Genomic DNA, 22015 nt, shown 5'->3' with positions numbered 1-22015 from the left:
ATGCTGACCGGTAGCTACTCCTTTTCGCTGGTGCTGATCTCGCTGTGCGTGGCGATCCTGGCGTCCTACACCGCCCTAGACCTGACCGGCCGCATCGCCACGGCCAAGGGCCGTGCTGCCTATCTGTGGATGGGCGGCGGGGCGCTGGCCATGGGCATCGGTGTGTGGTCGATGCATTTCATCGGCATGCTCGCCTTCAGCCTGCCCATCGACCTGGGCTACGACTTGGCCCTGACCGCGTTCTCCCTGCTGATTGCCGTGCTGTCTTCGGGCTTTGCCCTGTGGCTGGTCAGCCAGCCGAGCATGCCGGGGCTGCAGCTGGCGTTTGGCGCGCTGATCATGGGCGCCGGTATCGCGTGCATGCATTACACCGGTATGGCTGCGCTGCGTATGCTGCCGGGCATCGACTATGACCCGACGCTGTTTGGCGCCTCGCTGCTGATCGCCGTGGGGGCCTCGGCAGCGGCGTTGTGGATCGCCTTCCGCCTGCGTGCGCACACCCCCTATGTGCGGCAGATTCGGGGCCTGGCGGCGGTGGTGATGGGCTTTGCGATCGTTGGCATGCATTACACCGGCATGGCGGCAGCGAACTTCCCTGATGGCAGCTTCTGTGGGGCGCTGGTGGGGGGCGGCTTGCAAGGCGACGGCCTGGTTTACCTGGTGCTGATCACCACCCTGGCGGTATTGGCGGCGGCCTTGCTGACCTCGGTGCTGGACGCCCGCCTGGAAGCGCGTACTGCCGAGCTGGCCCGCTCGCTGACCCTGGCCAACCAGGAGCTCACCCAGCTGGCCCTGCACGATACCCTCACCGACCTGCCCAACCGTACCCTGCTGGCCGACCGTATCGAGCAGGCGATTGCCAAGGTAGCGGAGCAGGGCGGCTGCTTTGCCCTGATGTTCATCGACCTGGACGGCTTCAAGCCGGTCAACGATGCCTTTGGCCACCACATCGGCGATTTGCTGCTGAAGGCCGTGGCGGCGCGCCTGCGCGGCCACCTGCACAGCCAGGACACCCTGGCGCGCATCGGTGGCGACGAGTTCGTGCTGCTGGTAGAGCTGCAGGAACCGGACGATGCCATGGACGTGGCGGTCAAGCAGGTCAACCTGGTGTCGCGCCCATTCCGCGTGGCCGAGCATGACCTGCAACTGTCGGCGAGCCTGGGCATCGTCCTGTACCCGGGCAATGGCCAGGACCAGCATGAACTGCTGCGCAATGCCGACGCCGCCATGTACCACGCCAAGAGCGCCGGCAAGAACGGTTACAGCTTCTTCGACGTGTCGATGAACAGCAACGCCCGCCAGCAATTGCAACTCTTGCAGGATTTGCGTCAGGCCCTGGAGCATCGCCAGTTCCGCCTGCACTACCAGCCCAAGTTCGACGCCCAGGCCTGCCAGCCGATCGGGGCCGAGGCGCTGCTGCGCTGGGAGCACCCGCAGCAGGGCCTGCTGCTGCCCGACCGCTTTATCGGTTTGGCAGAAAAGACCGGCCTGATCATCCCTATCGGTGAGTGGGTGCTCGATGAAGCCTGCCGGCAGATGCGCCAGTGGCTGGACCAGGGGCATCATGGCTGGCGCATGGCGGTGAACCTCTCGGCGATCCAGTTCTGCCACGCCGGGCTGGTCGAGAGCGTCGCCCGGGCCCTGCAGCAGAACGGCCTGCCAGCCAACTGCCTGACCCTGGAAATCACCGAAACCACCGCCATGCACGACGCGGATGCCAGCCTGACCGTCTTGCAGCGCTTGTCCGACATGGGCGTGGACCTGTCCATCGATGACTTTGGTACCGGCTATTCCAGCCTGATGTACCTCAAGCGCCTGCCGGCCAACGAATTGAAGATCGACCGTGGCTTCGTGCGCGACCTGGAGCACGACAGCGACGATGCGGCGATCGTCTCGGCGATTGTCGCGCTGGGCCAGGCGCTGGGCCTGCGCATCGTTGCCGAAGGGGTAGAGACCGACCGGCAGCAAGATTTCCTGACCCGACTGGGCTGTGATTCGCTGCAGGGCTACCTGTTGGGCCAGCCAGTACCCCCCGAGCAGTTCATGGGCAAGTTGCAGGCGATTGGCCAGGAAAGCAGGGCTACGGGTTAAACAGCGTCACGCAAGGTGAAGGCGGGTATGAACGCATCCATCTCCGTCTCGACGGCCTCGATGATGCGCTCTACATCGGCGGCGGCCATGATTGCCGCGCAGGGAATGCCGGCAATGGCCAGCACGGTTTCACCGGTGGCACGATCGAACAGCCGCGCAACCATGCTGCGTGGCGCATCCATGCTGGCCTCGAACCCCAGCGGGTGGAAATGCCAGCGCATCACCTGGCAGGCGTTGGGGAACGTCATCTTGTTCATGCCAGCCTCCTTGTCCATGCCTGGACGTGGTGAGCGCGTGGCCACATCGATGCGGCCGCTGGGAAGGTAAACATAGCACCTGGCACGCGCCATTCTCGGCTGCAAATACGACAAATGTGCTAATGCATGACTAGCGTCACATGATTGTCGCGGCTGCAGGTTTTCAAGGGCCCGCATGGCAAACGTTTTCCCGGCCGGAATGCCCCCTTGGATCCGGTGTTTTTACCGATTTCACCGACGCTCCACGCCCAGCGTTTTCAGACGAACGGCGCACTCAGCCCAGCAAGCCAGCGGCGATATTGATGGTAAAACCCAAAATCGCCGTGTTGAACACAAACCCCACCAGTGAATGCGCCAGCACCACGCGCCGCAACCCCCGCCCGGCAACGCCCACATCGGACGTTTGCACGGCCACGCTGATGGTGAACGAAAAATAGTGAAAGTCCCAGTAATCCGGGTTGCGTTGGCCATCGGCGAAGCGCAGCGGTGGTTCGTGGTTTTGCCCGGTGTAGAACAGCCGGGCGTAGTGCAGGCTGAAAATGCAGCCGATCAGCAGCCACGAGCCAGCCACGGTCAGGCCGGTGTAGAGGTAATGCAGTGCCAGCGCGCTGCCTTGCAGGCCACGGCTCGACACCAGCTGCAGGGTGACTGCCGCGAGACTGGCGATGGCGGCGATGCACACGGTGAGCAGGACGATGCCTGCGTTTTCGTCTTCGACGCGGGCAACCTTGCGGACCTTTTCCGGCCTGGCGGTACAGGTCAGGTAGAGTACCAGCAGCAGGTACAGCCACACGCCAAGGTTCCAGCCAGCGAGGATGTGCTGCACGGTGTCACCGGCGGGGATCAGCCAGGCGCCGAGAAGGCCAACGGCCGCGGCCAGGCTAAGGCGGGGGTGGGTTCGGGTCAGGCGGTGGAAAGCCATGGGGCCTCATTTACTGTGGGTGTGGCTTCTACTCTAGACCGTTGCCGCCTGAGTACTGGTTCAAAGGGTGTTTGTGGGATCGCCCTTGCGGCCCTCGGGCGACGGCAGTCCGCTCCCAGGAAACGGGCGCGTTACCTGCTGTTTTCTTTGAGGTCGCCCATCGCACGGCATTGCAACTCTCAGTACACTGCATGCTCAAATACCAACATCCGTTGAACTCGAGGTTTTTGCATGACGCTCAGTCCTTTGGCAGGCAAGCCGGCTCCGGCCAGCGTGCTGGTTGATATTCCCCGGCTGCTCACCGCCTACTACACCGGCCGCCCCGACGCTGCCGTGGCGGCCCAGCGGGTGGCCTTCGGCACCTCGGGGCACCGGGGCACTTCACTTGAGTTGAGCTTCAACGAGTACCACGTCCTGGCCATTACCCAGGCCATTTGCCTGTACCGCCAGGAGAAGGGCATCGATGGCCCACTGTTCATTGGCGCCGACACCCATGCCCTGTCGGCACCGGCCACTGCCAGCGCCCTGGAAGTGTTGGCCGCCAACGGCGTGCAGGTGATGCTGTCCAAAGATGACGAGTACACGCCAACGCCGGCCGTGTCGCACGCCATCCTCTGCCACAACCGTGACCGCGCCCAAGGCCTGGCCGACGGTATCGTCATCACCCCGTCGCACAACCCGCCGCAAAGCGGTGGTTTCAAGTACAACCCGCCCAATGGCGGCCCGGCCGACAGCGACGTCACCAAGTGGATCGAGGCCAAGGCCAACGAGCTGCTGGCGGCAAACCTGGCGGGCGTGAAGCGCATGGACCATGCCCAGGCGCTGCAGGCAGCCACCACCCAGCGCCATGACTACCTGAGCAACTATGTGGCCGACCTGGAGAACGTCATCGACTTCGACGTCATCCGTAATGCCAAGTTGCGCCTGGGCGTTGACCCGCTGGGTGGGGCAGGGGTGCGCTACTGGTCGGCGATTGCCCAGCACTACCAGCTCGACCTGGAAGTGGTGAACACCGAGGTCGACCCAACCTTCCGCTTCATGACCGTCGACTGGGACGGCCAGATCCGCATGGACCCGTCCTCGCCGTACGCCATGCAGGGCCTGATCGGCCTGCGCGAGCGCTTCGACGTGGCCTTTGCCTGCGACCCTGACCACGACCGCCATGGCATCGTGACCGCCGACGGCCTGTTGCAGCCGAACAACTACCTGGCCGTTGCCATCGACTACCTGTATCGCCACCGCCCGCAATGGCGCAGCGACGCCGCCGTGGGCAAAACCGTGGTTTCCAGTGGCCTGATCGACCGCGTTACCCAGCGCCTGGGCCGCGAGTTGTACGAAGTGCCGGTTGGCTTCAAGTTCTTCGCCCAGGGCCTGTTCGATGGTTCGCTGGGCTTTGGTGGCGAGGAAAGTGCGGGTGCTTCGTTCTTGCGCCGCGATGGCTCGGTGTGGGCTACCGACAAGGACGGGCTGATCCCGGCCTTGCTTGCCGCCGAAATGACCGCCCGCACCGGGCGCAACCCGAGCCAGGCCTACGCCGACCTGACCGAAGCGCTGGGCAAGCCGTTCGCCACCCGTGTCGAGGCCAAGGCCGACGCCCGGCAAAAGGCCCTGTTGAGCAAGCTGGCGCCGGAGCAGGTGAAATCGACCGAACTGGCCGGTGAGCCGATCGTGCAGATTCTCAGCCACGCCCCAGGCAACGGGCAGGCCATTGGCGGCCTGAAAGTGATGACCGCCAACGGCTGGTTCGCCGCGCGCCCGTCGGGCACCGAAGACATCTACAAGATCTACGCGGAAAGCTTCATCGACGAGGCGCACCTGCAGCGCCTGGTGCAGGAAGCCCAGGTGTTGGTGGACGCGGCAATTGCCTGACCGGTAACAAACCGCTTGGTTCTGTGGCGCGATGTAAATTAGAATTAATCCTATTTACGCCGCCGCAGGGCCTTCCCCATGATCGATGCCGCGCCGCCACCGGAGCCTAGTCTGCCTGCCCTGTACCGGGAGCATCGTAGCTGGCTGGAGAGCTGGCTGCGCCGGCGCATGGGCAATGCCTGGGATGCCGCCGACCTCAGCCAGGATACGTTCCTGCGCGTGCTGGCCAGTGCCCAGCCGCTGGCAGACATTCGCGAACCACGCGCCTACCTGCTGACCGTGGGTAAGCGCCTGCTCAGCAACTTCCATCAGCGCCGCAGCCTTGAGCAGGCCTACCTAGATGCCATCGTGCAACTGCCCGAACAGCATGTGCCCTCGCCAGAGCAACGCTGGATAGTGCTGGAAACCCTGCAAGCACTGGATGAACTGCTCGACGGCCTGAAGGCGCCGGTACGCAAGGCCTTTCTCTGGAGCCAGCTGGAAGGCCTGGGCTACGCCGAAATCGGCAAGCGCCTGGGCGTTTGCGAGCGCTCGGTCAAGCGCTACATGGCGCAGGCCTACGAGCATTGCCTGCTGGCCGACCTGCAGTGACCCAGCATGCTCCCGAAACCCGCGAGGCGGTGCGTGCTGCCGCCCGTTGGCTGGCGTTGCTGGATTCTGGCGACGCCAGTGAGACAGACTTGCGGCGCCTGGCGCAATGGCGTGCCAGCAACAGCCTGCACGAAGACGCCTGGCAAAAGGCAGCGGCGTTGCGTGCGCGTTTTTCCGGGTTGCCCGGGGCGTTGGCGATGGCCACCCTGGACCGCCCGGATGCTGGCCGCCGTGCGTTGCTCAAACAGGCCCTGGGCGTGGCGGCGCTATTGCCCGCAGCATGGCTGGTGAGCCGGGAACTGCCGCTGGATGCCTGGGCTGCCGACCTGCGCACGTCGGTAGGGGAGCGACGGCAGGTGCTGCTGAGCGACGGTACTTTCGTGCAGTTGAACACCGACAGTGCCGTGAATATTGACCTGGGCGCCCGCCGCCTGACACTGCTGCGGGGCGAAGTGGCGGTCAAGGTGCCCGCTGACTTGAGCCTGGCCTTGCAGGTGCCTTACGGCCAGGTGGTGCTCAGTGACGGGGAAGCCTGTCTGCGTCTGTCCGATGATGCCTGCCAGGTGTCGGTGCTCAACGGTGCGGCCCGCCTACAGCCGTTGCGGGCCTCGACGGTGCTGCTGCAGGCCGGGCAGCAGGCCAGCCTGCAGGCGGTGGGCGTCGGCCCTGCGAGACCGTTCGACACCTGGCCGCTAGGCTGGCGCGAAGGCGTGCTGCGGCTGGACGACCGCCCGCTGGGCGAGTTGCTGCAGGAACTGCGCAGGTACCGCCCCGGGCTTTTGCGCTGGGCGCCAGCGCTTGAGCGCCTGCGCGTGACCGGCACCTTCCGCCTGGACGATACCGACCGGGTGCTGGCCTTGCTTGCTGCCAGCCTGCCGTTGCAGGTGCAGTCACGCACACGTTATTGGGTCACCCTGTCTGCGCGAGAAAATCGTGCGTAAGGCTGTCCCCTTTTTTTCACTCGCCGGTCATTACCGGTAGGAGAAAATAAAGGGGAGCCTTGTTCAATGCCTGCAGTAAAGTCTTGCCGCCTGCGCCCACTGGCGCGTGCCGCGCATCCGTTGTTCGCCATGAGCCTGTTGATGTGTTCACCGGCCTGGGCCGATGAACCCGTCCGCCGCACCTATCAGGTAGCGCCAGCCAGCCTTGGGGCCGTACTGACCCACTTCGCCGATCAGGCGGGCGTGAGCCTTTCACTGGACCCGGCACTGGTGCAAGGCCGGCAAAGCAACGGCCTGTCTGGCAACTACAGTATCGACGAAGGCTTCGCCCAACTGCTGCGCGGCAGCGGCCTGCAGTTGCTGCCGGTGAGTGAGCGTGCCTTCACACTGGTGCCTGCGCCCCAGGCGGGCGAGGCGCTGGAAATCGCTCCAACCAGTATTGTTGGCGGCCTGGCGACCAGCGGCGAGTCGCAACCTTATGCGGGCGGCCAGGCGGCACGCCAAGGGGCGCAAGGTCTGCTCGGCTCTCGTGACTTCATGGAAACGCCATTCAGCATCACCAGCTATACCAGCGAGCTGGTAAAGAATCAGCAGGCGCGCACCTTGGGCGAGCTGATTGCCAGTGACCCGTCGGTACGCGCCACCAACCCGGCCGGCGGGCGTTTCGAGCAATTCACCCTCCGCGGCTTCAGCCTGTTCAACAGCGATGTGGCCTACAACGGCCTGTACGGCATCTTGCCGACCTATTCCATCGACATGGAAATGGCCGATCGGGTCGACATCATCAAAGGCCCCAGCCAGTTGATCAACGGTATTTCGCCGCGTGGCAGCGTGGGCGGTGGCATCAATGTGCAGCCAAAGCGCGCAGGCGACACGCCGCTTACCGAGTTCACCGGCAGTTATGCCTCCGGCAGCCAGACCGGCGGCGCCGTGGATATCGGGCGCCGCTTTGGCGAGGGCGACCAGTTCGGCGTGCGCTTCAACGGCGTGAAGCAGTCAGGTGATACCGAATGGGATCATCAAAGCGTCGAGCGTGAAATGGCCGTGCTGGGCCTGGATTTTCGCGGCGAGCGCCTGCGCCTGTCGGCAGACCTGGGGCACACCGAGCGCAACACCGATGCGCCGCAGGAGCGCGTGCTGGTCGGCGCCAATGCCCGGGTACCGGATGCCAGCGAGGTACGCCGGAACTATGCCCAGGCCTGGAGCAAGGCACGCACCAACGACACCTTTGGCGCGCTGCATGCCGAGTACGACATCAGCGAGTCGTTGCTGGCCTATGGCGCGGTCGGCGCGCGCAAGAGCAACCATGACTTCCTGCGCCACAACGTGTCGATCACCAATGATGCTGGCGACTTCACCGTGCAGCCACGCGACTTCACGCGGGACGAGTCGGTACGCACCGCCATGGCCGGCCTGCGCAACTGGTTCCATACCGGGCCGGTCAGCCACGAACTGAACCTGGCCGCCAGCTACTTCTACATGGATTTCACCAACGGCGGTGCGCGCTATGCCTCGGCGCCCAGCAACCTGTACAACCCGGTGGCCACACCGACGCCGGGCACGCCCACCCGCATCGACCCCGAGGTGTACACGGAAAACCGTTTCTCGGGGGTAGCCCTGGCCGACACGCTGGGCTTTTTCGACGACCGTTTGCTGCTGACCCTGGGCGCGCGCTGGCAGCGGGTACAGGTGGATGACTGGAGTGACGGGATCAAGGGCGCCACGGCCTACGACGAAGAAAAGGTGTCGCCCTCGGGCGGTGTGCTGCTCAAGGTCACCGACCAGCTGTCGGTGTACGCCAACTACATGGAAGGCCTGAGCCAAGGCAAGATCGCCCCCTCGACCTCGATCAACGAAGACCAGATCTTCCCACCGTTCATCAGTCGACAGGTCGAAGTAGGGGCCAAGTACGACTTTGGCCGGCTGGCATTCACTGCCAGTGCCTTCCGCATTCGCCAGCCGGCCTACGAGACCAACCCCACCACGCGGGTGTTCGGCGCCAATGGCAAGCGTGACAACCGTGGCATCGAGCTGAGTGTGTTCGGTGAGCCCGTGCAGGGCCTGCGAGTACTGGGTGGGGTGATGTACATCGACAGCGAACTGACCGACACCGTCGGCGGGGCGTACGATGGCAACCGTGCGCCGGCCACGCCTGAGTACAACGTCAACCTCGGTGCCGAGTGGGACGTGCCCGGGGTGAACGGCCTGACCCTGACGGCGCGCGGCATTCATTCCAGCTCGCAGTACCTGGACCAGAACAACAGCAAGCAGATCGATGGCTGGGAACGCTATGACGTGGGCGCGCGTTATGCGTTCAAGGTGGATGCAACCGAGGTGACCTTGCGCGCCAGTGTCGAGAACGTGCTGGATGACCGCTACTGGAGCTCGGCGGGGGCATCGGATGACAGCGAGCCGGGGTTGACCCTGTCCACGCCGCGAACCTATCTGCTGTCGGCGACAGTCGGCTTCTAGCTCAAACGCCTGGGGCCGTTGTGCGGCCCCCAATGACCTCAATCTGAGATGGCCCGCCCCAGCTTCTGCGCCTGTCCCTGCAGCACCCTCATCAAATGCAGCGCTGCATGCGACGGGGGCTCGAAGCGCGAGTGGACGAAGCTGATATCAAAGTGAATCTCATCGGCCAGTGGCACCACCGCCAGCCCGCTGTCCTGCGCCACGAACTCGTCGATCACGCTGATGCCCATGCCTTGCCTGACCAACGCTACAGCCTCGTTGGCGTTGGTAAACGACAACAGCGATTTCAGTTGCAAACCGCGCCGCTCGATATGCCCGGCCAGCAGTTTGCCAAACGGCATGTCGGGCCGGAACAGCAGCAGGGCATGGCCTTCCAGCTGCTGCAGGGTGAGCGCGGCCTGCCCGGCCAGCGGGTGGTCGGGTGGCATCACCACCACCATCCGCCCGCGCATGAACGCCTGTGAATGCAGGTGGTCGTGGACCACCGGCAGGGCGGCAATCGACAGGTCGACCTTCTTCGACAGGATCTGGTTGGGCATTTCGCCCATCAGCGAGGTCTGCCATTCGATGTTGAGCGACGGTGATTCACGCTTGAGCTGGGCCAAGGCGATAGGAATTACCACCGTCGACAACGATGCGCTGCACGAGATACGCAGTTTGCGCTGGCCGCCAGCGCCCAGGGCAAGGGCGCACTCGTTGACCTCCAACGCTGCCTGGTACACCCGCTCCACTTCGCGGAACAGCACCTGCGCCTCGGCCGTGGGCACCAGGCGATTGTTGATCCGTTCGAACAACGGGTAGGTCAGGCGCCCTTCGATGTACTGGATAAGCTTGCTTACCGCGGGTTGCGACACGTAGAGCAACTTGGCCGCAGCGCTGATCGAGCCGGTCAGCATCACCGCGCGGAACACCTCCATGTGCCGCAGTTTGAACACCATCGGGCTGGTATCTGCGCCTTCGTTGCCAAGCAGCATGTGTATTACCTTTGGTTATGGTTTTCGCCATCTGGGTATGAGCGCCAAACCCCGCCACGCAGTATCGTGAACCCCGTCCTGATCGCCCTTGCGGCGCACAATAACAAGATCTGCAGGCAAGCGCAGTGGCGCTTGAAGGGAGTGCTGCGTGAACATCTTTGATGAAGCGAAGATCGATTGCCATAACCATCTGTTTGACCCTGAGCGTTTCCCTTACCACCCAGACGCACCCTATGCACCCTCCGGCCAGGAAGTCGCCACCCAGGCGCAGTTCACCCGGGTGATGGACGCCTACGGGGTGCAGCACGCCTTGCTCGTGGGCCCCAACAGTGGCTACCACACCGACAACCGCTGCCTGTTGCATGCCCTGGCCACCGGCCAGGGGCGGTTCAAGGGTGTGGCGGTGGTCGAGGCGGATATCACCCTCGACGCGCTGGCGGCATTGCAGGCGCAAGGCGTGGTCGGCATCGCCTTCAACCCCGCGCTGTACGGCGTCTCGAGCCTGCAGGGCGTTGACCCGTTGTTCGGCAAGTTGGCCGAGCTTGGCATGTTCGCCCAGGTACAAGTGTGCGAAGACCAGCTGCTGGCCCTGCATGGCTTGCTGCAAAACGCCAAGGCACCTCTGCTGATCGACCACTGCGGTCGCCCCGAGGTAGCGGCCGGGGTGCAGCAAGCCGGTTTTCAAGCGTTGTTGCGGCTGGCCGACAGTGGCCGCGCGTGCGTGAAGCTGTCGGGCATGCAGAAGTTCGCTGCGGCCGATGCCTTGCTGGAGCAGAGCCGCGCCTATGTGCAGGCCCTGCTCGAAGCGTTTGGCGCCGAGGCCTGCGTGTGGGGCTCGGACTGGCCCTTCATTCGCCAGCGCTCGCGGGTGGACTACGGCCCGTTGCTGAAGCTTGCCGAACAGCTGATGCCCGATGCCCGCCAGCGCCGCGCGGTGATGTGGGATACCCCCTGTCGGTTGTTCGGGTTCGGCTGAAGACTGATGTCCGTCAGCCAATGGATTGGGGCTGCATGGCAGCCCCACGGCCCCCACGCTTACAAGCGCGCGATTTTGCCATTCCAATAACAAGAGAGCATTCGTCATGAACACTGAACAGAACGCCAGCCTCGGGGTGTTCGACACACCGGCGCGCGCCCAGCAGCGCACACGCACCCGTTTCATGATCCTGGCGCTGATTTCCGGCGGCACCATGATCAACTACCTCGACCGCAGCGTGATGGGCATTGCCGCACCCAGCATCAGTGCCGACCTAGGCCTGAACGCAGCGATGATGGGGGTTATCTTTTCCGCCTTTTCGTGGACCTACGCCGCCGCGCAGATCCCGGGCGGCATCCTCATCGACCGGCTGGGTACCAAGCTGACCTACTGGCTGGCACTGACCCTGTGGTCGCTTTTCACTGGCCTGCAGGGGCTGGCACAGGGCTTTTTATCCCTGCTGGGCATGCGCTTTCTGGTGGGCGCGACCGAAGCCCCGTGCTTTCCCACCAACAGCCGGGTGGTGGCCACCTGGTTCCCGCAGAGCGAGCGGGCCAGGGCAACCGGCATCTACACCTTCGCTGAATACACCGGCCTGGCGTTCCTGACGCCGCTTCTGTTCTGGGTGCTGCACACTTATGGCTGGCGCTTTTTGCTAATGGCCGTGGGCCTGCTGGGCATCCTCTATGGCCTGGTGTGGTGGCGCAAATACCATGAGCCGTACCAGTCGACCACGGCCAACCAGGCCGAGCTGGACTACATCGCCGCGGGCGGCGGGGTCGTCGATGGCGGGCAGAAAGCCACGTCGTTCAGCTGGTCGCAGATACCGGCGCTGCTCAAACACCGCAACATGCTCGGCATTTGCCTTGGCCAGTTCGCCTGTAACTCGACCAATGTGTTCTTCCTCACATGGTTCCCCACCTATCTGGTGACCGAGCGGCACATGCCTTGGCTCAAGGTCGGCTGGGTGGCGGTGCTACCGTTCATTGCCGCCTCGCTGGGCACGCTGGTCGGCGGCTGGCTTTCCGATGCCTTGCTGCGCCGGGGTTACTCGCAGAACGTGGCGCGCAAGCTGCCCGTGATCGCCGGGTTGCTGACCGCTTCGGTGATCGTGCTGGCCAACTATGTCGAGTCCGACGCGTTGGTGATCGCCATCCTGTGCGTTGCCTACTTCGCCCAAGGCATGTCGGCGCTGGCCTGGATGATCGTTTCCGACATCGCTCCCAAAGGCCTGCTGGGCCTCAGCGGCGGCCTGTTCAACCTGTTCGCCAACGCGGCCGGCATCGTCACGCCATTGACCATCGGCATCATCGTCTCGCTGACCGGCTCGTTCGTCTGGGCCCTGGCGTTCGTGGCGTCGATCACCGTGCTCGGGGCGCTGTGCTACCTGTTCATGGTCAGCGACCTGCGTCGCTTGCCGGATATTCCTTCTGCTGAAAATGGAGCAAGACAATGAGCCAGTACCTGCAAGGCCAGACCGCAATCGTGACCGGTGGCATGCGCGGCATCGGCCTGGCAATCGCACAGCGCTTGCATGCTGCCGGCGCCCAGGTGGTGATCTGGGACCTCGCCGTCGATGGCTGGAGCCACGCCGAAAACGGCTTCGAGCCGGTGTTGCGCCAAGCGGTGGATGTTGCCTCGCTGGCCTCGGTAGAGGCGGCTTTCGCCGAGACGCTGGCGCGCCTTGGCCAGGTGCATGTCCTGGTCAACAACGCCGGCATCAACGGCCCGGTGGTAGCCTCGTGGGAATACCCGCCAGAAGCGTGGGACAAGGTCATCGCCATCGACCTTAACGGTGTGTTCTATTGCTGCCGTACCGCCATCCCGCACATGCGCCAGAACCGCTACGGGCGCATCGTCAACATCGCCTCCATGGCCGGCAAGGATGGCGTGCAGTACATCTCGGCATACTCCGCCGCCAAGGCCGGGGTCATCGCCTTCACCAAGGCGGCGGCCAAGGAGCTGGCACAGGACGGGGTGCTGCTCAACTGCGTGGCACCGGCCATGGTCGAGACGCCGCTGATGGCCGAGATGACCGCAGAACACATCGCTGCGAGCAAGGCCAAGATCCCCATGGGGCGCTTTCTCAAGGCCGAGGAGATCGCCAACATGGTCAGCTGGATTGCCGGCCCGGAATGCAGCTTTACCACCGGCTTCGTATTCGACCTCAGTGGCGGGAGGGCGACCTATTGAAAGGGCTGGGTGTCGCACACCTGACGGCGTTGCAGCTGGCGCCGGCCAGGCTGGTGCGTGAGGCGCGGCGTGCAGGCTTCAGCGCGGTCGGCCTGCGCCTGCACCCGGTGCTGCCGGGGGCCTTGGCCTACCCGGTGGCAGCCGGTAGCCCGGCGCTGCGTGAACTGCGCGCGGTACTGGCGGGTGAAGGTGTGCGGGTTGCCGACATCGAATTCGTTTCGTTGACGGCGCAGACACAGGTCGCCGACTACGAGGCGCTGTTGGCAGCAGGAGCCGAACTTGGCGCGCACAGCCTGACGGTATCCGGGGACGATGACGACTTTGCGCGGCTGACCGGCAACTTTGCGGCGTTGTGTGAAATGGCGCGAGGCCACGGTTTGCGCGTGGACCTGGAATTCATGCGCTGGCGCCCGGTGGCAAACCTGCACCAGGCTTGCGCGGTGGTTGCAGGGGCGGCGCAGGGCAACGCGGGCGTGCTGGTGGATGCCTTGCACCTGTTCCGTTCTGGTGGCCAGGTGGCGGATATCGCGGCAGTAGACCCGCGTTTGCTGCGCGCGGTGCAGTTGTGCGATGCGCCTTTGCGGGCACCTGCCGACAGCCTGATCATTCCGGAAGCCCGTGAGGGGCGCCTGCTGCCGGGGCAAGGGCAACTGCCGCTGGCGCAGTTGCTCGCGGCCTTGCCGGAGGACCTGTGTATCAGCGTGGAAGTGCCTGGTGCCGGCGTGCACGCTGAACAGCGCCTGCAAGCGGCGGCGCAGGTAACCCAGGCGTGGTTGCGTGACGGGCGGCCGTCGCCACCCGCCACCCCGGCTACCGGTCAAGCCTGATCGGGTACCACGGCGATCACATCGATCTCCATCAGCCACTCGGCTTGGGCCAGGCCCGCCACCACCAGCCCGGTGGAAATCGGGAACACCCCCTTGAGCCATTTGCCGACTTCCTTGTACACCGGCTCGCGGAAACGCGGGTCGGTGATGTAGGTGGTGGTCTTGACGATGTGCGACAGGTCCGAGCCGGCTTCCTCAAGCAGTTGCTTGACGTTCTTCATCGCCTGTTCGGTCTGCGCCCGCGGGTCACCCAGGCCCACCAGCTTGCCTTCGAAGTCGGTACCGACCTGGCCGCGCACATAGATGGTGTTACCGGCACGCACCGCCTGGCAAAGGTCGTTGTCCAGGGTCTGGTTGGGGTAGGTTTCCTTGGTGTTGAACATGCGGATGCGAGTATGGGTAGGCATCAGTGGGCTCCGAGGGTGCTGACGTTGCTGATCTTGGCGGGTTGTTGCTCATCCGCTGCGCGCTGATCGCGGTCGCGGTAGGCGGTGTAGGTACGCTGCGTGGCGATATGGCCAGCGACGTGCTTGGCGTCGTGCCACACGCCCCAGATGAATGACGAGCCACGGCGTGACAGCCATGGCAGGCCGAGGAAGTAAACACCCGGCTCGCGGGCCACGCCGCGCTGGTGCTGGGGCTTGCCGTTGGCATCGAAGGTGTCGACCTGCAGCCAGCTGAAGTCCACGCCGTAGCCGGTGGCCCAGATGATGCTGCTGACACCGGCCTTGGCCAGGTCCAGTTGCTGCAACGGGTTGACCATGCACGCTGGGTCGGCCAGGCGCTGGCGCGCTTCGGGCTCTTCCGGCAGGTCCAGGCCGTTGCGCTCTATGTAGGCATCCGCGGCATCCAATAAGGCCAGGTAGTTCTCGTCGCCACGGTTGATGTTGTCGACCAGGTTGTCCTGGAAGCGCGCCACGCCGTTTTCGAACGACTGGGTCAGGCCGACAAGGGTCATGCCCTGGTGGGCGAGGGCGCGGAAGTCCACGGTGTGGCCGCCACGCGCGCCACTCACGGCGATGGTCACGTGCTCGCGGCCGGGCTTGGCGATTTCCGCGTCCCACTCACCCAGCACGCCCAGCCACCAGCAGAAGTCACGATTACGGTAGGCGCGGGGCGGGCGATCGTGGGCGCCGACCGACAGGTACACCTGGCGGCCTGCACGCATCAGCTCCTCGGCGATTTGCACACCAGAGGAGCCGGCCCCCACCACCAGCACAGCGCCTTCAGGCAGTTGCTCGGGGTTGAAGTAGGCGGCGGAGTGGATCTGGTGCAGGTTGGGGTCTTTCGGTGCAATGGCCGGGATGACCGGTTTCTGGAACGGGCCGGTTGCGGCGACCACGCGGTTGGCGCGGATCACGCCCTCATTGGTTTCAATGGTGAAGCCGGGGCGGTCGGTGTTGCGCAGCACTTTCTTCACTTCGATACCGGTGCGAACCGGCAGGTTGTACTTGCGTACGTACTGTTCGAAGTAATCGGCCACTTGGTCCTTGCCGGCAAAGGCGTCGGCGTCGAGGTTGAATTCCAGCCCGGGGAAGCGGTCGTGCCATACCGGGCCGTTGGCCACCAGCGAGTCCCAGCGGCCGGTGCGCCATGCTTCGGCGATGCGGTTGCGCTCCAGCACCAGGTGCGGCACGCCAAGTTTGCTCAGGTGTTCGCTCATGGCCACGCCGGCCTGGCCGGCGCCGACCACGAGGGTATCGATTTCGAGATTGTTCAGTGTCATGTCCGAGCCCTTGTTCAGGCGGTTTTTGTCAGGTCGGTTTGGAGGACCGCCGTTGCCTGGGGCCAGACTAGGGATGCTGTGGAAATGGCGAAAATAGTATTTAGCTGCTGCTTGCCGATAAAACGGCGAAGGCCTTGGATTTAGTGGCTTGCGGTGAGGGCGACCCAGTGCATGTCGTGGTTTTGGAAGTGGCGCAGGGTTCGAACACCGCGCGGGCGGCGCTCGAACGCTGGCAGAACCCAGCTTTTTCATGCCTAACCCCTAGGAAAATGTTGGTTTCGTGGTGAAGAACGTTGCGCCCAGAATGCCCTGTATCGCACAGCACAACAGGAACCAAGACATGACGTTCTCCATCATCGGTCGTTGCCAGGAAACCGGCCAGGTCGGTATCGCCATCAGCTCGTCGAGCATCGCCGTGGGGGCCCGTTGCCCGTGGGTGCGTGCAGGCGTAGGGGCAGTCTCTACTCAGAACATCACCCTGCCGGCCCTGGGCCCGCAGATTCTCGATGCCATGGAGCAGGCCCAGTTACCGCCCGCAGCAGCGCTGGACCGCGTGCTGAGCGCCAATGGCTGGAGCGAATATCGCCAGGTGACGGTGATTGACAGTCATGGCCAGGTAGCCTTGTTCACGGGGCGCGAGGCGCTGGGTACGCACAATGCCGTGGCCGGCGAGCAATGCGCGGCGGCGGGCAACCTGCTGTCCTCGACCCAGGTGATCGAAGCGATGGTGCTGGCCTTCGAGCAGGCCGGCGGGCACCTGGCCGACCGCCTTCTGGCTGCCATGCACGCAGCGATGGCTGCTGGCGGTGAGGCGGGGCCGGTGCACTCGGCTGCGTTGAAAATCGCCGGTGAGTTGACCTGGCCGCTGGTGGACCTGCGCGTCGATTGGGCCGATAGCGACCCGATCGGGGTGCTCGATGGCCTCTGGCAAGCCTATCGACCACAGATGCAGGATTATGTCACCCGCGCGCTCAACCCGACCGCCGCGCCAAGCTACGGGGTGCCGGGCGATGAGTGAGTTCCCCAGTCGCGCACTGCTGGCCCGGCTGATCGGCTTTGCGACGGTCAGCCGCGACTCCAACCTGGCGCTGATCGGTTTCATCCGTGACTACCTGGCAGAGCAGGGCGTGGTGTGCGAGCTGTTCCACAACCCGGAAGGCACCAAGGCCAACCTGTTCGCGACCATTGGGCCAAAAGATGTTGGCGGCGTTGTACTGTCCGGGCATACCGATGTGGTACCGGTGGACGGCCAGGCCTGGACCGTGGAGCCGTTCGCCCTCAGCGAGCGCGATGGCCGTTTGTATGGCCGTGGCACAGCCGACATGAAAGGCTTCATTGCCTCGGTACTTGCCGCTGTGCCCGCGTTTCTTGCCCAGCCGTTGCGCATGCCGGTGCACCTGGCGTTTTCCTATGACGAAGAGGTGGGCTGCCTGGGCGTACGCTCCATGCTCGCAGCGCTGGAGCAGCGCCCGCACAAGCCGCGCCTGTGCCTGATTGGCGAACCTACCGAGCTCAAGCCGGTGCTGGGGCACAAGGGCAAGCTTGCCATGCGCTGCCAGGTGCAGGGCGCGGCTTGCCACTCTGCGTATGCGCCATACGGGGTGAACGCCATCGAGTATGCGGCCAGGCTGATCGGCAAGCTGGGCGATATCGGCGATGCGCTGGCTTTGCCGGCGCATCACGACACGCGCTTCGACCCACCCTTTTCCACGGTACAGACTGGGGTAATCAAAGGGGGCAGGGCACTGAACATCGTGCCGGCCGAGTGCTCGTTCGATTTCGAAGTCCGCGCCTTGCCGGGGTTCGAGGCGCAGGCGGTGGCCGACCAGTTGCAGACATACGCCGAGGCCGAGTTGCTGCCGCGTATGCGCCAGGTTCACGCCGACAGCGACATCCGCCTTGAACCGCTCAGTGCCTACCCGGGGCTGGCCACGCCGGAAGACAGCGAGGCCGCGCGCTGGATAGCGTTGCTCAGTGGTTCGGATGAATTCGGCACCGTAGCGTTTGGTACCGAAGGTGGTTTGTTCGACCAGGCGGGCATTCCGACCGTGGTCTGCGGGCCTGGCAGCATGGACCAGGGGCACAAGCCGGATGAGTTTGTCAGCGTCGAGCAGTTGCAGGGCTGTGATGCCATGCTGCTGAGGCTGGCGGATTACCTCAGGCAGGGGTGAATGGGCCGCAGCGCGGCCCTGGCGATTCAGAAGGTAGCCTTGACCTGCAGGCCTACCACCAGCGCGTTGTCGATATCCTTACCGGAGAACGCCCCCGGCTCGATGATGTATTGCACATCCGGGCGCAGGTTCAGCCATGGCGTGGCCTGGTAGCCGTAGCTCAGCTCGATCAACTCCTCGGCACTGTCGATATCCGGGAACTGCTGGCCTGCATCGAACGCGGCATCTTCCAGCACATCGCGGCTACGCGGGTTGGGCACCGCGCGGCCGTAACCCAGTGCCAGGGTATCTTTCGGGCGGCCTTCGAATGGCTTGTACAACACCACGCCGGCGCCATACCACTTGGTGAACGGCGAGGCGGCCTTGCTGGAAGCCGAGTACTGGCCGAACGCGTGCAGGCTGCGGCCAGGCGAATTCTGATCGTTCCACACCGCCTGGTCGACCAGCAGGTAGTGGCCCCCGCGGCCAGACACTTCGTCGTCGCTGCCGATGCGTTTCACGTCGGAGCTGTCGTAGTAGTAGCCCAGCTTGTACTCGCCCGGCAGCTCACCTTGCAGCTTGTACACCAGTTCCACGGGTACAACGGTGCCGGTGGTGTGCTTGGGTCCCAGGTGCCAGGCGCGGCTGGAGTTGCCGTTGCTCTCGGGATCGACGTTGAACGCCGCCACGCGCAGCTGCCAGGCTGGCGACAGGTCGTACTTCACCCGCACGCCGAGGTGGGCGTTGGGGTAGTTGGTCCAGCCGCTGCCACCGGACATGTTCAGCGGGTGGCCGCAGAAGCCGGCGTTCATGAAGTTGCACAGGATGCCGCTGTCCAGGCCGCCGAGGTCGTTGCCCATGGCCATGTAGCCCAGCTTGACGTTGAGCGCGGGGGTGAACAGGGTGCGCTCGTAGCTCAGCTCGGTCAGGCGGGTGTACAGGCCACCGTAGTTTTCCTGGATTGGCAGGCGGTTGCCGACCAGGTCTTCCGAGGCGCTATTGCCGCGGCGGTCGTTGATGGTCAGCTGGACCTTGCCGCCGTTGTCCAGGCCGTACAGTTTCGACAGGTCGAACTGCACGCCAAGCTTGACGTTCTGCGAGTAGCGCGCCGAGCGGTGCAGGCCGCCGTGGGCGTTGTAGGCGGTTTCACCGCTGTAGTCGCCGGTGATCTTCACACCGTCTTCTTCCAGCTGGTGGCGCAGGCCACCCCAGTCACCGGTCAGGGTGCTGCGGGTCAGCAGGTCGTCGTTGGCAAGGGCAGTGGTGCTGGCCAGTGCCAGCAGCAGGGTAGGGGTGATGCGGAGTGCGGATGGCATTGCTGTGTCTCGGGTTGTTATTCGGGGCACTTCACGGGTGAACCCGCTCCCGCATGGCCAGCGTTGACCTTGTGGGAGCGGGCTCACCCGCGAAGGGGGCGACGCGGTCTTACGGCAAGGCGTAAGAAATCACGTAGTCGCCGCGGTCAGTCGACTGGCGTGCACCGCCAGCAGTGATCACCACGTACTGCTTGCCGGTCTTCGGCGAGACGTAGGTCATTGGGCCGCCCTGGCTGCCTACTGGCAGGCGAGCCTTCCAGATTTCGTTACCGTTGCTGCTGTCGTAGGCACGCAGGTAGAAGTCCTGGGTACCGGCGATGAACACTAGGCCGCCCTGGGTGGACAGGGTGCCGCCCAGCGTTGGCAGGCCGATCTTGATTGGCAGGTGCATGCGGATACCGAGCGGACCGGTGTCTTCAACGGTGCCCACCGGGACCTGCCAGGCAACCTGACGGGTTTTCATGTCGATAGCGGTCAGGGTGCCGAACGGTGGCGCCTGGCATGGAATACCGGCAACCGACAGGAAGCGGTTCTTGTTCACCGCATACGGGGTGCCTTTGAGCGGCACTGCGCCCATGCCGGTGTTCAGTGCTTCGCCACCGGACGCCGCGCCACCTTTGTTCTGCGACGGGATCATCTGGATCCACAGGCCCAGGCGCATGTCGTTGACGAAGATGAAGCCATGCACCGGGTCGGTGGAGAGGCTGCCCCAGTTCATGCCACCCAGCGAACCCGGGAAGCTCAGCGACAGGTCGGTGCCTGGCGCGGTGTACAGGCCGTCGTAACGCATCTTCTTGAAATCGATACGGCACAGCAGCTGGTCATACGGGGTAGCGCCCCACATGTCCGATTCGGTCAGGGTTTGCGCGCCGATCTGTGGCATGCCCACCGACTTCGGCTGGGTTGGCGAGTACGGCTCGTTCGGGATGTTGCTTGGCTTGACCGGTACTTCGTCGACCTGGGTCAGCGGCTTGCCGGTGGCACGGTCGAGCACGTAGATCTGCCCGGCCTTGGTGCCGATCACCACCGCAGGTACCGACTGGCCGTCGTCCTTGGTGAAGTCGATCAGGCTCGGCTGCATCGGCAGGTCGAAGTCCCACAGGTCGTTGTGCACCGTCTGGAACACCCACTTCTGGTTGCCGGTGGCGGCATCCAGGGCCAGCACCGAAGCGCCGTAGGTGTGGTCCAGCTTGCTGCGTTCAACACCGTAGATGTCGGTGGACGACGAGCCCATCGGCAGGAACACGGTGTTCATCGCCGGGTCGTAGGACATCGGTGCCCAGCTGTTCGGGGTGCTGCGCACGTAGGTCTTGTCGCCCTGCGGAGCCTGGCGGTCTTCCGGGTTGCCCGGGTCGAAAGCCCAGCGCATCTCACCGGTGATCACGTCAAAGCCGCGGATCACGCCGCCTGGCATATCGGTCTGGACGTTGTCGGCAACACGGCCGCCAACCACCACGGTGGTGCCGGCCATCAGCGGTGCCGAAGACAGCTGGTAGTAGGAGTCTGGCACGTTACCCAGGCCGGCCATCAGGTTCACCTGGCCGTTGTTGCCGAAGCCCTGGCAGAACTCGCCGGTGTCGGCGTCGACGGCAATCAGGCGGCCATCGATGGTGTTGGTCAGCAGGCGGCGCTGGCAGTTGGCGCCAGCCGGTACGGTACCGCCGGTGATCGGCGAGCTGTTCGGCTGGGTTGGTTGGGCGATGGCGGCGGTGGCGTCGAAGTACGCCATGCCACGGCAGCGCTGCCAGACCTTGGACTGAGCGTTGATCGCGTTCTTCCAAAGCTCTTTGCCGGTGTCGGCATCGAGGGCGATCAGGTTGTTGTGCGGGGTGCAGATGAACACCTTGTTGCCAATCTGCAGCGGGGTCAGCTGGTCTTCGGCACCGTTGCCGTCACTGACCGCCACGTCGCCGGTGTGGTAGGTCCAGGCCACTTTCAGCTTGTTGACGTTGTCACGGTTGATCTGGTCCAGCGCGGCAAAGCGGCTGCCACCTTCGGTGTTGCCGTAGTGGGCCCAGTCTTTCTGTTCCTTGCCGGCCTCGACCGGCGTCATGCCCGGGCCTTTGCCGTTAGGGGCGACGCTTGGGTGGGCAACGAACATGTTGCCTGCGGCGATCACCAGTACCACCGCCATGACTGCGGCGATGCCGTAGGCACCACGGCCAGCGCTCGCGCCATTGGCTCGGGCCAGCAGCGGGTAGACCAGTGCTACCACCATGCCGATCGCGCCGAACATGAACAGGCGCGAGAACAGTGGCCAGAACACCAGGCCGGCGTCGATCAGCGCCCAGATGACAGTGCCCACCAGGAACACGGCGTAGAGCCAGGCGCCTGCCTTTTTGCGGCGGGCAATGAGCACACCGGCGATGGCCATGGCCAGGCCGCCGATCAGGAAGTACCAGGAACCACCCAGGCCAGCGAGCTTGACGCCACCCGCAGCCAGGAGGAGACCGAGCAGGGCGATGATTACGCCCAGGCCGATCAGGATGATGTTTGTGGCGCCAGAGGCGCGCGGAGTTTCGTTCATGCCAGGGATCTCAGCAGGTGGAATGCGCGCAGTTTAAGCCCTTAGCTTGCTAATTAACAAGTTGGTACATAATTTTGTGAGGCTGATTGTCGCAGGGCTGAACTTGCTGGTTTGTGGTGAAAAGTTTAGATCAGGCGGCGAAAAATGCATTAAACGAGGTGTTCATATATGCAACGCGATTCA

18 protein-coding genes are annotated in these 22015 nt (G+C 64.3%); 11 read left to right on the top strand and 7 right to left on the bottom strand.

Annotation, left to right across the window (positions count from 1 at the left end; all coding sequences use genetic code 11):
* Window positions 1-2091: a bifunctional diguanylate cyclase/phosphodiesterase gene (locus DMX11_RS08660; RefSeq protein WP_110744133.1), complete on the top strand. Its 2091-nt coding sequence runs from the start codon at window positions 1-3 to the stop codon at window positions 2089-2091.
* Here DMX11_RS08660 and DMX11_RS08655 read toward each other — a convergent pair.
* Both DMX11_RS08655 and DMX11_RS08650 read right to left on the bottom strand, forming a co-directional pair.
* Window positions 2088-2348 carry a DUF1652 domain-containing protein gene (locus tag DMX11_RS08655; protein ID WP_110744132.1) on the bottom strand — a complete coding sequence of 87 codons (261 nt, stop codon included), beginning with the start codon at window positions 2346-2348 and terminating at the stop codon, window positions 2088-2090. The genes DMX11_RS08660 and DMX11_RS08655 overlap by 4 nt on opposite strands.
* A gap of 274 nt (window positions 2349-2622) precedes the next feature.
* The gene (locus DMX11_RS08650; protein WP_110744131.1) at window positions 2623-3270 is read right to left on the bottom strand and encodes a DUF1345 domain-containing protein; all 648 of its coding nucleotides are present in this window, start codon (window positions 3268-3270) and stop codon (window positions 2623-2625) included.
* A 231-nt stretch (window positions 3271-3501) separates the two neighbouring features.
* Here DMX11_RS08650 and pgm point away from each other — a divergent pair, with 231 nt between their 5' ends.
* The 4 genes from pgm to DMX11_RS08630 all read left to right on the top strand — a co-directional run bounded on the left by pgm (window position 3502) and on the right by DMX11_RS08630 (window position 9143).
* Window positions 3502-5139: a phosphoglucomutase (alpha-D-glucose-1,6-bisphosphate-dependent) gene (gene pgm / locus DMX11_RS08645; protein WP_110744130.1), complete on the top strand. Its 1638-nt coding sequence runs from the start codon at window positions 3502-3504 to the stop codon at window positions 5137-5139.
* A 78-nt stretch (window positions 5140-5217) separates the two neighbouring features.
* Entirely contained in the window at window positions 5218-5730 is a 513-nt protein-coding gene (locus tag DMX11_RS08640) for a sigma-70 family RNA polymerase sigma factor (RefSeq protein ID WP_110744129.1), read from the top strand.
* Window positions 5727-6671, top strand: coding sequence for a FecR domain-containing protein (locus DMX11_RS08635; protein ID WP_110744128.1), 945 nt, complete (start codon window positions 5727-5729; stop codon window positions 6669-6671). The genes DMX11_RS08640 and DMX11_RS08635 overlap by 4 nt, the downstream gene beginning before the upstream one ends.
* A 66-nt stretch (window positions 6672-6737) precedes the next feature.
* Window positions 6738-9143, top strand: coding sequence for a TonB-dependent receptor (locus tag DMX11_RS08630; RefSeq protein WP_110744127.1), 2406 nt, complete (start codon window positions 6738-6740; stop codon window positions 9141-9143).
* Window positions 9144-9181: 38 nt separating this feature from the next.
* Here the strand turns inward: DMX11_RS08630 and DMX11_RS08625 are convergent, their stop codons facing one another.
* The gene (locus tag DMX11_RS08625) at window positions 9182-10117 is read right to left on the bottom strand and encodes a LysR family transcriptional regulator (protein WP_110744126.1); all 936 of its coding nucleotides are present in this window, start codon (window positions 10115-10117) and stop codon (window positions 9182-9184) included.
* Window positions 10118-10265: 148 nt separating this feature from the next.
* Here DMX11_RS08625 and DMX11_RS08620 point away from each other — a divergent pair, with 148 nt between their 5' ends.
* The 4 genes from DMX11_RS08620 to DMX11_RS08605 all read left to right on the top strand — a co-directional run bounded on the left by DMX11_RS08620 (window position 10266) and on the right by DMX11_RS08605 (window position 14113).
* The gene (locus DMX11_RS08620; protein WP_110744125.1) at window positions 10266-11093 is read left to right on the top strand and encodes an amidohydrolase; all 828 of its coding nucleotides are present in this window, start codon (window positions 10266-10268) and stop codon (window positions 11091-11093) included.
* A 106-nt stretch (window positions 11094-11199) separates the two neighbouring features.
* Window positions 11200-12549, top strand: a complete 1350-nt coding sequence (locus DMX11_RS08615) for an MFS transporter (RefSeq protein ID WP_110744124.1) — start codon at window positions 11200-11202, stop codon at window positions 12547-12549.
* Window positions 12546-13286 (top strand): SDR family NAD(P)-dependent oxidoreductase, encoded by a 741-nt coding sequence (locus DMX11_RS08610; RefSeq protein WP_110744123.1) that lies wholly within the window; start codon window positions 12546-12548, stop codon window positions 13284-13286. Before DMX11_RS08615 ends, DMX11_RS08610 begins: the two co-directional genes overlap by 4 nt.
* Window positions 13283-14113 carry a sugar phosphate isomerase/epimerase gene (locus tag DMX11_RS08605; RefSeq protein ID WP_110744122.1) on the top strand — a complete coding sequence of 277 codons (831 nt, stop codon included), beginning with the start codon at window positions 13283-13285 and terminating at the stop codon, window positions 14111-14113. The genes DMX11_RS08610 and DMX11_RS08605 overlap by 4 nt, the downstream gene beginning before the upstream one ends.
* Here DMX11_RS08605 and DMX11_RS08600 read toward each other — a convergent pair.
* Window positions 14104-14520, bottom strand: coding sequence for a RidA family protein (locus DMX11_RS08600; protein ID WP_016713864.1), 417 nt, complete (start codon window positions 14518-14520; stop codon window positions 14104-14106). The genes DMX11_RS08605 and DMX11_RS08600 overlap by 10 nt on opposite strands.
* Window positions 14520-15839, bottom strand: a complete 1320-nt coding sequence (locus tag DMX11_RS08595) for an NAD(P)/FAD-dependent oxidoreductase (protein WP_110744121.1) — start codon at window positions 15837-15839, stop codon at window positions 14520-14522. The genes DMX11_RS08600 and DMX11_RS08595 overlap by 1 nt, the downstream gene beginning before the upstream one ends.
* Before the next feature lie 340 nt (window positions 15840-16179).
* Between DMX11_RS08595 and DMX11_RS08590 the strand changes: the two genes are divergently transcribed.
* Window positions 16180-16857 (top strand): DUF1028 domain-containing protein, encoded by a 678-nt coding sequence (locus DMX11_RS08590; RefSeq protein WP_110744120.1) that lies wholly within the window; start codon window positions 16180-16182, stop codon window positions 16855-16857.
* Window positions 16850-18010, top strand: coding sequence for an acetylornithine deacetylase (gene argE / locus DMX11_RS08585; RefSeq protein WP_110744119.1), 1161 nt, complete (start codon window positions 16850-16852; stop codon window positions 18008-18010). The genes DMX11_RS08590 and argE overlap by 8 nt, the downstream gene beginning before the upstream one ends.
* A 26-nt stretch (window positions 18011-18036) precedes the next feature.
* On the opposite strand, the gene DMX11_RS08580 is transcribed toward argE, so the two are convergent.
* Entirely contained in the window at window positions 18037-19305 is a 1269-nt protein-coding gene (locus tag DMX11_RS08580) for a carbohydrate porin (RefSeq protein WP_110744118.1), read from the bottom strand.
* Between the two features lie 109 nt (window positions 19306-19414).
* The gene (locus DMX11_RS08575) at window positions 19415-21832 is read right to left on the bottom strand and encodes a glucose/quinate/shikimate family membrane-bound PQQ-dependent dehydrogenase (protein WP_110744117.1); all 2418 of its coding nucleotides are present in this window, start codon (window positions 21830-21832) and stop codon (window positions 19415-19417) included.
* Between the last annotated feature and the right edge of the window lie 183 nt (window positions 21833-22015).

Origin of the sequence: Pseudomonas sp. LB-090624, assembly GCF_003205205.1 — a bacterium.
In the GTDB taxonomy this organism is placed as follows: domain Bacteria; phylum Pseudomonadota; class Gammaproteobacteria; order Pseudomonadales; family Pseudomonadaceae; genus Aquipseudomonas.
Note: the sequence above shows the minus strand (reverse complement) of the source record. Positions and strands in the feature narration are given on the sequence as shown.